At 41.1% G+C, this 12,962-nt stretch carries 14 protein-coding genes and 1 pseudogene; 6 read left to right on the top strand and 9 right to left on the bottom strand.

Going from position 1 to position 12,962, the window contains the following annotated elements:
• Positions 1-82 precede the first annotated feature (82 nt).
• The 4 genes from HC643_RS21235 to mnmA all read right to left on the bottom strand — a co-directional run bounded on the left by HC643_RS21235 (position 83) and on the right by mnmA (position 3,221).
• Complete coding sequence (locus HC643_RS21235; RefSeq protein WP_167844728.1) at positions 83-769, bottom strand: hypothetical protein; 687 nt, start codon at positions 767-769, stop codon at positions 83-85.
• A 489-nt stretch (positions 770-1,258) separates the two neighbouring features.
• Positions 1,259-1,510: a hypothetical protein gene (locus tag HC643_RS40860; RefSeq protein ID WP_063779459.1), complete on the bottom strand. Its 252-nt coding sequence runs from the start codon at positions 1,508-1,510 to the stop codon at positions 1,259-1,261.
• Entirely contained in the window at positions 1,507-2,022 is a 516-nt protein-coding gene (locus tag HC643_RS21225) for a hypothetical protein (protein ID WP_038083025.1), read from the bottom strand. Before HC643_RS21225 ends, HC643_RS40860 begins: the two co-directional genes overlap by 4 nt.
• 143 nt (positions 2,023-2,165) lie before the next feature.
• Positions 2,166-3,221: a tRNA 2-thiouridine(34) synthase MnmA gene (gene mnmA, locus HC643_RS21220; RefSeq protein WP_038083026.1), complete on the bottom strand. Its 1,056-nt coding sequence runs from the start codon at positions 3,219-3,221 to the stop codon at positions 2,166-2,168.
• Between the two features lie 336 nt (positions 3,222-3,557).
• Here mnmA and HC643_RS21215 point away from each other — a divergent pair, with 336 nt between their 5' ends.
• Positions 3,558-4,250, top strand: coding sequence for an SPOR domain-containing protein (locus HC643_RS21215; protein WP_050045320.1), 693 nt, complete (start codon positions 3,558-3,560; stop codon positions 4,248-4,250).
• A 73-nt stretch (positions 4,251-4,323) separates the two neighbouring features.
• A complete protein-coding gene (locus tag HC643_RS21210; protein ID WP_038083027.1) occupies positions 4,324-5,922 on the top strand; it encodes a bifunctional ADP-dependent NAD(P)H-hydrate dehydratase/NAD(P)H-hydrate epimerase in 1,599 nt (532 codons plus the stop codon).
• Positions 5,923-5,964: 42 nt separating this feature from the next.
• Here HC643_RS21210 and HC643_RS21205 read toward each other — a convergent pair whose 3' ends face one another.
• Positions 5,965-6,807, bottom strand: a complete 843-nt coding sequence (locus HC643_RS21205) for a HEAT repeat domain-containing protein (RefSeq protein ID WP_038083028.1) — start codon at positions 6,805-6,807, stop codon at positions 5,965-5,967.
• A gap of 57 nt (positions 6,808-6,864) precedes the next feature.
• Between HC643_RS21205 and HC643_RS21200 the strand changes: the two are divergent.
• Positions 6,865-7,124, top strand: a pseudogene (locus tag HC643_RS21200) (NAD(P)H-hydrate dehydratase); the annotation flags it as partial.
• Between the two features lie 28 nt (positions 7,125-7,152).
• Here the strand turns inward: HC643_RS21200 and HC643_RS21195 are convergent.
• Positions 7,153-8,646 carry an RNA-guided endonuclease InsQ/TnpB family protein gene (locus tag HC643_RS21195; RefSeq protein ID WP_038072491.1) on the bottom strand — a complete coding sequence of 498 codons (1,494 nt, stop codon included), beginning with the start codon at positions 8,644-8,646 and terminating at the stop codon, positions 7,153-7,155.
• An 83-nt stretch (positions 8,647-8,729) separates the two neighbouring features.
• On the opposite strand from HC643_RS21195, the gene tnpA reads away from it, so the two are divergent.
• Positions 8,730-9,128 carry an IS200/IS605 family transposase gene (gene tnpA, locus HC643_RS21190; RefSeq protein ID WP_038087267.1) on the top strand — a complete coding sequence of 133 codons (399 nt, stop codon included), beginning with the start codon at positions 8,730-8,732 and terminating at the stop codon, positions 9,126-9,128.
• 208 nt (positions 9,129-9,336) lie between these two features.
• Positions 9,337-10,209, top strand: coding sequence for an RNA polymerase sigma factor (locus HC643_RS42155; RefSeq protein ID WP_162002290.1), 873 nt, complete (start codon positions 9,337-9,339; stop codon positions 10,207-10,209).
• 40 nt (positions 10,210-10,249) lie between these two features.
• On the opposite strand, the gene HC643_RS21180 is transcribed toward HC643_RS42155, so the two are convergent.
• A complete protein-coding gene (locus tag HC643_RS21180; RefSeq protein WP_038087274.1) occupies positions 10,250-10,882 on the bottom strand; it encodes a hypothetical protein in 633 nt (210 codons plus the stop codon).
• Positions 10,883-11,194: 312 nt separating this feature from the next.
• Between HC643_RS21180 and HC643_RS21175 the strand changes: the two genes are divergently transcribed.
• Positions 11,195-11,380, top strand: coding sequence for a hypothetical protein (locus HC643_RS21175; protein ID WP_137986131.1), 186 nt, complete (start codon positions 11,195-11,197; stop codon positions 11,378-11,380).
• Between the two features lie 423 nt (positions 11,381-11,803).
• On the opposite strand, the gene HC643_RS21170 is transcribed toward HC643_RS21175, so the two are convergent.
• Positions 11,804-12,052 (bottom strand): hypothetical protein, encoded by a 249-nt coding sequence (locus tag HC643_RS21170; protein ID WP_038087261.1) that lies wholly within the window; start codon positions 12,050-12,052, stop codon positions 11,804-11,806.
• Positions 12,053-12,185: 133 nt separating this feature from the next.
• On the bottom strand, positions 12,186-12,725 hold the full coding sequence (locus tag HC643_RS21165) for a phosphate-starvation-inducible PsiE family protein (RefSeq protein ID WP_038087270.1): 540 nt from the start codon (positions 12,723-12,725) through the stop codon (positions 12,186-12,188).
• Positions 12,726-12,962 lie beyond the last annotated feature (237 nt).

The following is a 12,962-nucleotide window of genomic DNA, read 5'->3' as shown; positions in this document are numbered from 1 at the left end:
TTAATAGTTTGTTTTTACACTTATTGCTTGACCGTATTATCTCGTAGTCTTATTCAAAAATCAAATAGGAATCCTATACTTTTTATACGTGACATTTCTTACTTACCTCCATTTTTAAAACTTGGTTCTCCAATTCCCATGGTTCTTCATATTCTGGAAAATTGTCTAAAGATACTTGATTTAGTCCACACCATTTTTGAATATTGAAATTTAAATTATAATTATTCACATATAATGTAGAAAAATCAACTTCCAACATTCTTCTTTGATGTAATATTTTTGCCTCCAATTCAGCATCTTCTTGAAAAAGATGACGTGAGATGAGCTTAGGCTTCTCATCTTCGTAGTAAGCATCGGTTTCTAACTCTTCCTGATTAGAATCGGTAATATAATCTCCTATATAAAACCAATCGTCTCCATAAGAAATTGCTGAAGAATAAACGCAGTAAACTTTATCTCCCTTCTTTAAAAGAATGCCATTGTTAACAGCTTGTTTAGCTTTTATAGATGTTAACTCATGTAAAAGCTTATAAGCAGTTGCTCTAACGGTGAAAGCCTCATCGTTTAATGCTTCCACTAACAAATCGATTCCAGCTTCTCCATACTGAAGAGCATCAGCGAGAGTACTTGTTTTTTGTTCCCCAGTCAAAGTAGCGAAACGTCTTCGTAAGCCTTCTATTCCACCCAGAATCACACTACTTGTCGGTGGTGGTGCTTGTCCTCCCAACACAGCATCAAATTCTTGGGGTTGATTGGTATGTTTTGTCATATTTTTTCAAGGTTTTTTCTGACGCTGTTTTGTCATATAATCATGAGCGATCGCAACCCGAACGCTGCTTCTGTAGGTTTTCTCGGAACCTACTTATTTGTCATGAATGTTTATTATAAGTTTTTGGCGACATTGATGAACTGATACGATATCAATCAATCCACTTTTCGATACTTAATACCAATTTTCTATGAAGATGCATACAATTAGCCTGCGAAGGCAGGCTTTGTTTGTATAGCCCCACATTTTTAATGTGAGGGCAATAATGTGCAACTTCACATAGAATTGGTATAAGTCGCGCAATAGTGGTAAGTCTTGTGCTGCTTTATTAAACTCTGAAGTTTCATCAAAGTAATCGCTTAGGTCCAACAAGTGTATTTTAAACCACTTGATTTGATAAACGTTAGAGTGGATTTGCTGAAACTCTTTCAGTCTTGGCTCAAATCCCTTTGTATAACCACTTCCCGATAAAACAATACCTACATCTGCTTAGTGACGTACAAGCTTTGCGTATAAGTTATCGGCATAATCTGCATCTAAAGATTGGCTTTCCAATTTAGATTGGAAATATATTTTGCATCCTTGATAAAATCCAACCCCATCAATACCGCCGTCTTTACCAGATGGGCCTGGTTTTAGTCCTAAATGAGCTGCTGCACGCCGACCTAGTTCTCCCTTAGTTGATGGATCGAGGCTAATAATTGCTTCTATTAGTTTTCTCGTTACCCACTGGTCTGTCATGAATGCTCATTATTAATTTTAATATTTATTAATTGCTTATACAATAGTTGAAGACCTATTACAATACATTCTGAAATTTGGTCTGTTGCATTAAATGCCTTGAGTTTATACCAAGTGTCAGGCGTCACTTTCATTTTGATTGACTGTGCAGCTAGATTACGAGGATACTCTTCAAGATTGCTAATAGATACTCCCAAACTGTTTGCATAAAAAAGAGCATACTTGATAGCAGAGTTTAAAGTTACTTCAAAACTCAATCCTAAGGCTTGGCGAATTTCCTTAGCTATCTTCTCTTGAGATTCGCCGAGATTCACAGTAAATTGTGTTGGGTTGTCAATTTCTTGCTCCTGCTGAACCGCCTCTGCAATGACCCGCTCTACATAGGCATTTTCGACCTGCGTTGTTGAAACATCTGTTGGCTGATTGTCTTGAAAACTCTCTTGTAAAGATTGTTGCGCTAATGAAGTACTTGCTGGAATTTTTTGGTGAATTTTTTCATTTTCCAAAGGCATACTTAACTCTTTTTCCTACACCTCCACAGTTATGGGTACACAGAATAATCAATTTGTTTCTCCACTGACTAAGTTTGACATGGTGGTTGGTTAGTGGTTAATAGGGGCGCAAGGCATTGCGATCCTACTAACCACTAACCACTCTAGTTAAACTGTTCGATAATCCCACCACCCAAAACCTTTTCTCCGTCATACCAAACAGCGGCTTGTCCGGGGGTAATGCTGAACTGGGGTTCATCAAAAACTATGCGGACACGAGAGTTTTCTAAAGGAATCACTGTAACTGGTACGGGTGTTGACCGATAGCGAACTTGTGCTTCGGCTCGAATGGGGCTGGATGGTTCGGCTATGGATACCCAATTGACTTGAGCTACCGTACATTCTGGCTGAGTCGCTTTTGTGCGATCGCCTACAACAACCCGGTTATTCACTGCGTCTAGAGAGATGACATACAGTGGTTCGGGGGCTGCAATCCCCAAGCCTTTTCGCTGTCCGATTGTGTAGTGATGGATACCTTCATGTTGTCCCAGAACTTTCCCTGCGGTATCTACAATATCCCCTTTCTTGGGTGCAAGGTATTTGTCAAGAAATGCTCGCATGGAACCGTTGCTTTCTACCAAACACAGGTCTTGACTTTCTGGCTTATCTGCTGTTTTCAAACCGTGGTCTGCTGCAACGCGACGGGTATCTGCTTTGAGCATTTCGCCCAGAGGAAACACGGAACCTGCTAGTAAATCTTGCGACAAGTCATAAAGAAAATAGGACTGGTCTTTGTTGCGGTCTACCGCTCGCAACAGTTGGTAACGCCCCGTTGCTTCATCGTACTGAATGCGAGCATAATGACCTGTGGCAATGCGATCGCATCCCAAATTTTCGCGAGCGTACTGCAACATGGGTCCAAACTTCACTGTCTTATTGCACTGCGAGCAAGGTAAAGGCGTAATACCTGCGCTGTAACCGGTTACCAAGAAATCGACAATATTTGTTTGAAAGACATCCCGAATATCAACAACGTGATGGGGAACGCCTAGCTGTTCGCAAATATAAGCCGCGTCTATCATACCCTCAGAGCAACATTGACCTTTCCCTTTCATTAACCAAAGGGTCAGACCAATCACTTCATAGCCCCGAGCGTGCAGAATGGCTGCGGCGGTGGAACTATCAACTCCGCCTGAAAGACCTACTACGACTTTGTTCATCTCCGTTATACATTGCGATCGCTATTGACCGCTTCCAAATAGATAGAGTTTTGCACCTTGTGTCAAACTTTTGACAGCTGACTCACGATATGCAAAGCGGTAACTCCAGCGTACCAAATTTGACGCTCTCTCGCCCACCTGTTGAAAGGATAAAGTATGAAGGATAAAGGATAAAATGTGAAGTATTTTACCGATAATAGGGATATAACACTTAAAATTTCTACTGTCTCAGTTGTTTTCGCTTGCAAAAGACAGTATGCGTACCTAAAAACGCTTTATTTTTGATACTTTATTCTTCATAACTTTATACTTTTTCTGGATTACTTACCAATAAGTATGTCAAAACCAATACCAAATAGGGGCATAACCTTTTTCAGCATTCATTGTCTGTCTTTGCTTTTGGGAGGGTGGGTAGCAGTGCTGTTACCATTGACTTCTGCAAAAGCTCAGTTTGAAGAACTACCTCCCCCACCTCCTGGGAACTATCAAGAATACAACGCACCTCAGGAACAAGATCGGAGGTATCCAGATAATAGAGGGTGCTATCGTATATTGGTGGATAGAAGGAACGGGCTCAGTCGAGTTCGGCAAGTCGTCAGCGATGCTTTCTATTATGGGAATGCCATTCAAGCAGGGTATGAGTGTGGCGAATCTCGTATGCGAAGGCTAACTAACAGGCTAGTATCCTATGGTTTAAGTGGTGTTGTGGCTATCGACCTTTCCAACGGACAGACTGTTGGTGACAGACCTTACCCAGATAGACCCTACCCAGGTAGATGTAGGGGTTATGTTGATAAATCTTACTATGTAGTAGTGCCTGCCCTTTCTTCTAACCTACCTGAGTTGGAAAGACAAGTGAAAAGAACAGTTAAGTATGGGGAATGTGTTGAAGCTAGAAATGAGCCACGCGGACCCCATGTAAGAGTTGGACCGTTTGAGCAACGTGCAGAAGCGGAAGATTTAAACAAATATCTGCGAGGTCAGCGAATTCGAGATTTTTCTAATACCAGAGTTTATTATGGCAAGTAACAATTTTGGATTTTGGATTTTGGATTTTGGATTTTGGATTAATCTAAAATCTAGAATCTAAAATCCAAAATTCATGGGCAGACAAGAACTCATTTCACAGGTAGTCGTTACCGCACAACAAATGCGGGATATCGAAAACCGTATCTTTGCTGGGGGAATGCCTGTAGCCGCTTTGATGGAAAAAGTGGCGGGATTAATTGCCGATCGCATCCAAACAAAATTGGCAGAAGATACCACCTATTTCCCCCACTCCCCCTCATTCCGCATTGGAATTCTCGTCGGTCCCGGTCATAACGGCGGTGATGCTCTAGTTGTTGCTCGCGAGTTGTATTTTCGCGGTTATGAAGTTGGCATTTATTGTCCTTTCTCCAAACGGAAAGAATTAACTTCACAACACTTGCAGTACGCTCAAAGTATAGGTATTATTTGCTACGAATCAATTGAGCTACTGGCAGATTGTCACCTATTTATTGATGGATTATTTGGATTTGGCTTGGAAAGAGCAATCTCCGATCCCATTGCTACAGCTATCAACCAGCTCAATGAATGGCACAAACCCGTTATCGCGATCGATCTCCCTTCCGGCTTGCATACAGATACTGGGGAAGTGTTGGGAACGGCGGTACGTGCAACCCATACACTGTGTTTGGGTTTATGGAAACTTGGTTTATTGCAAGATCAAGCTTTAGACTGTGTTGGCAAAGCAGAATTAATAGATTTTGATATTCCGTTGGCTGACATACACGCCATATTAGGCAAATCGTTAGGTATAAAACGGATTGTAAAAACAACCGCGCTTTCCACTCTCCCTTTACCCCGTCCACCAGTTACCCATAAGTACAAGGAAGGACATTTACTCCTGATTTGCGGTTCGCGTCGCTATTCTGGAGGAGCATTACTCACGGGGTTAGGAGGAAGAGCAAGTGGTGTGGGGATGCTTTCCATTGCGGTACCGGAATCTCTCAAGTCTATAATGGTGGCACAGTTACCAGAAGCACTGATTATTGGATGTCCGGAAACTGAGTCGGGAGCGATAGCGCAACTTCAGCTACCAGAAAATACTGACCTCAGTAAATTTAATGCTATTGCTTGCGGTCCCGGTTTAACACGAGATGCCAACCCAATTTTACAACAAGTGTTGGAGAGCACAGTCCCTCTGGTTCTGGATGCCGATGGCTTAAATATCTTAGCCGATATGGGAACCATTCCTACATTACAAAAACGGCAAGCACCTACAGTACTCACTCCCCATGCTGGTGAATTTAAGCGGTTATTTCCCGATCTTTCCGATGCCAATCAAGATAGAGTGAAGGCAGTCAGAGAAGCAGCCGCGCAAAGTCATGCAGTCGTGTTGTTAAAAGGAGCGAGAACTGCGATCGCCAATCCCCAAGGTACAGTTTGGCTCAATCCCGAAAGTACCCCTGCTTTAGCAAGAGGAGGGAGTGGGGATGTATTAACCGGGTTACTCGGTGGATTGCTAGCTCAAGCTTCTTCTAAAAATATTCCCGTAGAAGATATTACTGCAACTGCGGCTTGGTGGCATGCTCAAGCAGGAATTCTAGCAGCACAAGAGCGAACAGAGTTAGGTGTAGATGCTCACACACTGACACAGTATTTAATACAAGTGTTGCTTTTAGAGGTCATATCAACTTCCGATAAATACTCATTTTAATACGTTTGCCCCAGGCAGACACCCAATTCGATCTACACAACCTTACGATACTGAAAATGCTTGAGTCATATCCAAAATAAATGCTTCAAGTTCAGCTATAGAATATTGCGTTAACCCCTTGGCACACAAGTGATTTGTGAACGCATTCGATATACTAGTAAAAAAAAATGCTGGTTTATACTGCCGTTCTAAGTCTTTCCGTTTCTTTTTGCGCTCTGCTCTCGGTAAATCGTATGTCGAGCTACGAAACTTTAACAATTGATACTCATACTCCGCCTCTGACTGAATGAGAATATTTGAATCTTGTCGTAATTGCTCAATATACCTTAATTTGCATTGAAATAGTTCATCCTGTACGCGTGCATCATCACCAACAAATTCAGATAGCACATCGATAACGGCCCATCGAGTCATGTAAATTTGGCTACTCATCATCGAGTCAAGAAGTGCCCAGAAATTTTCGGTTCCGAGCCAACCCATTTCACCGATTAGTCTAGGTAACAGGATTGGATCGATGTCTCGAAATACGCTGAAAGCTTGATTTAACGCCGCGATACTGCTATGGCTGCAAGTCTTACCTAACGTATACACTGCTCGCTGACGAATAAAATGGTTTGGAGAAAAAAGAAGCTGTTCAAGAGTTTTAACAATTGAAGACTCTGGATAACCTTTTACAAACTTCTGACAATTAGGATGTCGAGAACCAAAAAGCAGCAAATCTTGAATGAAGAGACAAGTCGAACTAACAATTTCATTATCCCCTGATTGCAAAAGTTTATTGATGATATTGGATAGTTCTGTGTCAGATACCGAGTTAACAATTGCAGCTAAATAATCTACATCATGTAAGTAATCAAGGTAATGCAAGATGTTGCTTGCTATCATTTCTATTTTAATCTCCCAATCAATCGAGGGTTGAATTATGGATGATGAAGAATTTTTGCCAAGGCTGCGATCGCCAATCCCCAAGGTACAGTTTGGCTCAATCCCGAAAGCACCCCTGCTTTAGCAAGAGGAGAGATGTACTCACCGGGTTACTGAGTGGATTGCTAGCTCAAGCTTCTTCTAAAAATATTCCCGTGGAGGATATTACTGCAACTGCGGCTTGGTGGCATGCTCAAGCAGGGATTCTAGCAGCACAAGAGCGAACAGAGTTAGGCGTAGATGCTCATACACTGACACAGTATTTAATGCAGGTCTGAGATACCCCATGCATAAATGCAGGAGGTTCTAACTCACTACGCGAGTTTCGTTTACCCTCAAAGGTTCCGACTCCTCGCAAGCTATTAGGTTACTGAACACGCGCTCTGACCCATTATTGCTAATAGGTGACTTTGAACTAGTCGCAGTTCTCGCACGTTGATTTGACCCATCTTGCCAACCGTCCAGTAGGGATTTCTCCATCCCTAGCCAGCTATCTCTGGCTGATTGGATTGACAAAGTTTCTGTTTTTGGGTCAACGTGACGACTCAGGTAAGCAGATAAAATATCACGTTGCATCGTTAACCCACAGACTGAGCAATGATGAACACGTTGCGATAATGATTTTTTCTGTTTGTTACCACACAAACAAGTTTGAGAAAGTGCGGTATACCTTGTCGAAAACATTAGAACTGTTCCACCAGCATTCTCAGCTTTGCGTACTAGTTCTGATTGAAAGCTTGATGGGGATTTAAACCCTATGGATTTACCATAATTTTTCTGCCATGCCTTGACGGATACCTTCTCGATTTTGATATGTTTACCGATGGCTAAAGTTTGGTTGACTAACCTACCATGTAAAGACTGACGATGCGCTGCTTGTTTACGTTCTGTTTCACGTTTTTTGTTATTCTTCTTTTTATATCTGTTTGATTTATGCCAACGTTTTGAACCTTTCTTGACAGTACCGTTACTGTTGAAATTATTAGGATTATTGGCGCGGCGTTGCCTATCCATTTTGCGCTGTAACTTTCTAATCTTCTTTTGCTTTGATTCTAGTTCGTCTGCAAAAGAAGTCCAGATAGTTTTTTTGTCCCCAACAATTGCAACAGTTGAAACGCCTAAGTCAATACCAATAGTACCATCACTAATAATATTTTTAGGCTTTTGATAAGGTAGTCCCTCACAAACTAATTGAGCAAACCAATAATTTTTTTGATTAAGAATGCGACGCACTAAGCGAACATATTTAATCTTTGATGATAAACCATGCAATATTACAGGGTCGTTAGTAATGATGGCTTTTAACTTCAATGTAGACCATTCAACAGCGTTACCAGTCCAACGAATACCCTGTTTATTGGTTTTACCTTCTAATGAAGCAAACTGTCCTTTCTGCTTAAACCGAACCTTTTTAGCTAACCCGTACATCATTCGCTCTACAGCCTTAAATGCTCTGGTAGCTATCTTCTGAATAGTATTAGCATCAAGGTGCGATTTAATCCAAATACTTGCAATGGCTGTTTTATTAGCGAAAGCTTGTAAATCGTAATCGCTAAACCTGTAAGCTTCACGAGCTTTTTGAAACGCTGTGGAACGTTCTTTTTTGTTGGATTTTGGGATGAGTTTAGCTTGTTGATATATTTCAGAATTACGTACTAATTCTAGTCTGGCTAAACCTTCAGATAAAACAGCATTATACAACTGTCGCCCTGCCTCTAATCTGGCTGCGAGAACGCTCAAGTCTTTAGATGTCGTTATCAATGGTATTTCTGTAACGAAACTAGATGTTCTTACTGCCAAATTAAATCACCTCCCGAGCGTTGTTTATTAGTTATCTTTACTCTATCATATAGATACAATATAGTAAACTACTATTTCGGAAAATGACTGAAAAATTTAAATCAAGCAATAATATTGTTTACTCGTGCAAATATCATGTGATTTTCTGCCCCAAGTACAGGCGGAAAGTGCTGGTTAATGCTGTTGCATCCAGACTTAAAGAATTACTCGCTCAAATAGCTATTGACATTAAAGTTGAAATATTAGAAATGGAGATAATGCCCGACCATGTGCATTTATTGATAGATGTTGACCCTCAGTTTGGAGTACACCGAGTAGTGAAGAGATTTAAAGGGGCAACATCTAGATATTTGCGTTTGGAATTTCCAGAATTAAAAAGCCGACTGCCCTCGTTATGGACTAATTCGTACTTTGTATCCACTGTAGGAGGTGCGACTTTAGACAGTATCAAAATGTATATTCAAAACCAAAAAGAAACTTGACTGCGACTAAAGTCGCCCGCGCCTAGCCCCCATAAATAGAATTTAGGGGCTACCTCGGCGCGGATAATTCGGTGTGTTCGGAAATAACATAAAATTATTCTCATATTCTGCATCCTGTAGAGTCACACATTGTTAAGTGGGCAATTAAAGAATTAAATAGTACAAAATTACTGGCAATATGGAATGTTGTAACAAGTAACCTTTGCTGTTGACTTTGCCACTATTAAGTAGAGTTGTTGAGCAAGCAGGCGTGTCAGAGCAAAGCGATCCAGAATTAATTTTTTTAGCACGACAGGGAGATAAAGCTGCATTTGGTCGGCTTGTGTTGCGTTATCAGCCGATGGCACAACGCATTGCGGAGCAAATGCTTGGCAATAAGGATTTGGCTAGCGATCTCGTGCAAGAAGCCATGCTGCAAGCTTATCTTTCCTTGAAGAAACTGCATCAGCCAAAGCGTTTTAAAAGTTGGCTGTATGGCATTGTGCTGAATATTTGCCGCAACGAATTGCGCCGTCGAAAGGTAATCGTGTTTTCTCTAGAAGCAATGGTGGGAGATTTAGCTGATGCACCATTTTTGATTGATGAGAAAGCTGCTCCCGAACAAGTTGCGGAACATAAAGAACTCCGCATTGCGTTACTAGAAGCCATCGATACTCTGTCTCACAGTAATCGTCAAGCAACTTTGCTGTTTTATCACGAACAACTGAGCCTGCAAGAAGTAGCAGTGCGCTTAAATATTTCAGTCAATGCAGTTAAGGGGCGTTTGCACAAAGCTCGCCATCAACTTAGAGAACGATTGCTACCTCTTCAAGGGCAAATCCAATCTATTTCATTTAAGGAGTCTAAGATAATGACCGATAACACCAGTGCTCAAATCAAGTCAGAACTTTGCTGTTCATTTTGTAAGAAAAGTAGAGAACAGGTTAATCTTCTCATTGCAGGTCCACCACTAGGAGATGTTACTATTTGTATTTGTAATGAGTGTGTGGATATATGTAACCAAATTATTAGCAGAGAAATTTCTGTATTAGCAAAGCAAGAAATTGAGCCATTGAAGGACTCAGCTGAAATGAGTGGATAAAACTATAGCTTTATCTTTATGTCACTTTTCATGACCTTGGTTACTGCTTCCTGTAAAATTGTCCCAAACTTTTCAACACGCTCAAAACTTGATATAAATTATTTCCTGGATTAAAAATATCAAAAAGTTTGGATAAAGCGTATTGAGGGTTTATTCCCTTTACTAATTTAATAAATCGAAAATTAGCACCATTTGTAATTAATCCAAACGTTGGTTTATCTGGTTGCAACTCAGCCAGCATATAAGCTAGTAGCTGTGCTCTGGCTGCATCTAGAGAGAAATGCGCCTGCTTGGACTCAATTGCAGCTACCCATATTTGTTCAAATAGAACTAATACATCAATGTCTCCTTTAACAATGACGCCTTCATCTTCAGCAGAAATTTCTATAGATTTTTCCGACCTGATATGAAAGGGAGGTAAATAAAAGCCTGCTAATTCTAACAGAGGAGATAACGCCACCATTTTCACTGTATTTTCAAGCATGGGAGGGTATTCAAGCAAATTGGAATAACTCTCTCTAACTCCATCAAGTCGCTGCTTTTCTAGTTCGGTAATTTCTGGCAAATTATCTTGCCATTCCCGGAACAATTGCTCGTCTTTAACTAGCTGAAGTCTAAACTTGGTTGTTAAATCGTGCAGAGTAACGTTTCTAGCTTGAATTGTTTGAAGCATAAGGTACAAATTGATAACACTATAAAAAACAAAATAGAACAAAAATACTATCACTAATTTGAGGATAAGTAGAAAGGCGCAAAAAAACCGAAGTATGTAACGAAAAGTAAAGTTGCCTAAAAACCTCTTCCCTTCTGCCATCTGCCCTCTGCCATCTGCCTTGTCATGACGATAATTTTTAATACTGACCTACTTATGGCAATTCTAGAAACACTTCTCCCTCTGCATCCTCTGCGTCTCTTTAAGTAAAATTTATTTCTACAAGCTCAAAGAAAATTGCTGTGACACTTGATATCTCTACTAAAGATATCAATGAGGCGGAGCCCAATACTACAAGGGCTGAGAATTTTTCTGGCTTTGGATCGCCGTCGAGAAACTCAACAAATGCCTGTAAATGTTGGGTTTCGTTCCTCAAACGCCACGTCACTCAACGGGGGGAACCCTCCGAAGTTTGCTATTGGGGGAAACCCCCAAGCCGCAACTTCTCTCCGCACGTGAGTGGCTCCCCAACCTACCTATTTTCGTATTTCCACGCTAAACCGAGCAGTATTGAGGCGAAGCCTCTAAAAATGCATTCCCAGGCGGAGCCTGGGAACGAGATTGCAAAAGCTGCGAGTGGGTTGCTTTTATGGGCAAAATTTGTGATGCATAACCCATCAATCAAGTACACACTCAGAACATTTTCTATTTGATGAGGTAGGCGTCCTCGCCCACCCTACTGTGTAAATTCAGAGCGCAATAGCTTATACTAAATCCGCGTTTTAAACCCCTCTTATGATTTAGTCCGCGTAGGCGGTGAGTCCAGCGCTGCAGGCGGGTTTCCCGCCGTAGGCGACTGGCGAACCCGGAGGGACTTCGTTTGTATAGTCGCGATTACGAACATCGCTAGGGCTAAAAGGGGTTAGAGAAGCGGATTTGGTATTACATCTTACCGTTCTGCATCACTTGCTGAAGGTGATGGCGGATTTCTTGTGCGTGCTCGACATCAGCCTGACGCAACTTCTGGAATAGTTCTACACAAGGCTGAGAACCTGCTTGCTTTGCATCGTTAATGTAAGCATCATAAGCCTTGATGGCTTCGGCTTTGTTTTGCAAAACGGTGAGAAAGTCGTATTCTAGGTTGCTTACGGGACTCTGGGTTTGACTATTGTTTCCTGCTGTTTGAACCATGAGATTTGCCCTCCTTTCGGTTTCTTCTTCCCTTCTACTTGCCTCAAGGAAGGTCTTCATCTGTCTACAAGAATACCTATTAGTGAAGAGTGACCAAGTGAAGAGTGACCAATGGCTGGTCACTAACTACTGGTTACTGAATTTTAGCAATTTCCTCATACCGTCGTGAATGAAATTCACCGTCGTGGTGCTTATCCTCGTAATGTTTAATAGGACACACCTTAGTGTTAGCACTCATGCAATCCATATGCGGTGTTTTAGCGCACACTACCAAAAGTCCGCCTAAAATTAGCAATAAACAACAAATAGCTGCAGCTTGAATCCAAGAAATTTCCAATGCACCATGAACGACAACTTCTCGCAGTAAAGACACGATTGTAACTTCTACTGCAACTCCAACTGAAATACTATGCTCTTGCAAATAAACCATGAGCAATCGGAACAACTCAACCAAAATCAAGATGAACAGTATTTTGGCTGTTACGTGTTTATAATCAATTGACTGCGTGAGGGCGATCGCTATTCCCCATAACTGAACGAGCATAACGGCAAATAAACCCAAACACAGGACAATCACAATTAGATCTTGGAAAGCTTCCATATTGCGAACTATCCACTGTCGGTCAATCCAGCGATTGGAGAATAAGAACTGGCTCTTGAGGCGCTTTTTCATGAGCATGACATACTACTTGGAGAAAGGATAAAGGATGAAAAACAAAGGATGAAAAATTTCTCCTTCATTCTTCATCTTTACGGATATAAGCCCCTGATTTTGTTCTTGAACGATACAAATTGGAAACGAAAATTAGACTGATTTTTAGTTGATGTTAAGCCCGAACAAGATTTTCCCAACTCAAAATCTAAAATCTACACTTTTGATGAGACAGCATTTGTAGCGATCCATAATTGT

The sequence above is a fragment of the Tolypothrix bouteillei VB521301 genome (assembly GCF_000760695.4).
Taxonomy (GTDB): Bacteria; Cyanobacteriota; Cyanobacteriia; order Cyanobacteriales; family Nostocaceae; genus Scytonema; species Scytonema bouteillei_A.
Note: the sequence above shows the minus strand (reverse complement) of the source record. Positions and strands in the feature narration are given on the sequence as shown.

Bases quoted from the DNA above. Each gene is read 5' to 3' on its own strand.
- HC643_RS21210 (WP_038083027.1), top strand. From the start codon at position 4,324: ATGGGCAGACAAGAACTCATTTCACAGGTAGTCGTTACCGCACAACAA.
- HC643_RS21235 (WP_167844728.1), bottom strand. From the start codon at position 769: ATGACAAAACATACCAATCAACCCCAAGAATTTGATGCTGTGTTGGGA.
- HC643_RS21165 (WP_038087270.1), bottom strand. From the start codon at position 12,725: ATGAAAAAGCGCCTCAAGAGCCAGTTCTTATTCTCCAATCGCTGGATT.
- HC643_RS21170 (WP_038087261.1), bottom strand. From the start codon at position 12,052: ATGGTTCAAACAGCAGGAAACAATAGTCAAACCCAGAGTCCCGTAAGC.
- tnpA (WP_038087267.1), top strand. From the start codon at position 8,730: ATGACTGAAAAATTTAAATCAAGCAATAATATTGTTTACTCGTGCAAA.
- HC643_RS21205 (WP_038083028.1), bottom strand. From the start codon at position 6,807: ATGATAGCAAGCAACATCTTGCATTACCTTGATTACTTACATGATGTA.
- HC643_RS21215 (WP_050045320.1), top strand. From the start codon at position 3,558: ATGTCAAAACCAATACCAAATAGGGGCATAACCTTTTTCAGCATTCAT.
- HC643_RS21225 (WP_038083025.1), bottom strand. From the start codon at position 2,022: ATGCCTTTGGAAAATGAAAAAATTCACCAAAAAATTCCAGCAAGTACT.
- HC643_RS21175 (WP_137986131.1), top strand. From the start codon at position 11,195: ATGAGGCGGAGCCCAATACTACAAGGGCTGAGAATTTTTCTGGCTTTG.
- HC643_RS40860 (WP_063779459.1), bottom strand. From the start codon at position 1,510: ATGACAGACCAGTGGGTAACGAGAAAACTAATAGAAGCAATTATTAGC.
- HC643_RS21180 (WP_038087274.1), bottom strand. From the start codon at position 10,882: ATGCTTCAAACAATTCAAGCTAGAAACGTTACTCTGCACGATTTAACA.
- mnmA (WP_038083026.1), bottom strand. From the start codon at position 3,221: ATGAACAAAGTCGTAGTAGGTCTTTCAGGCGGAGTTGATAGTTCCACC.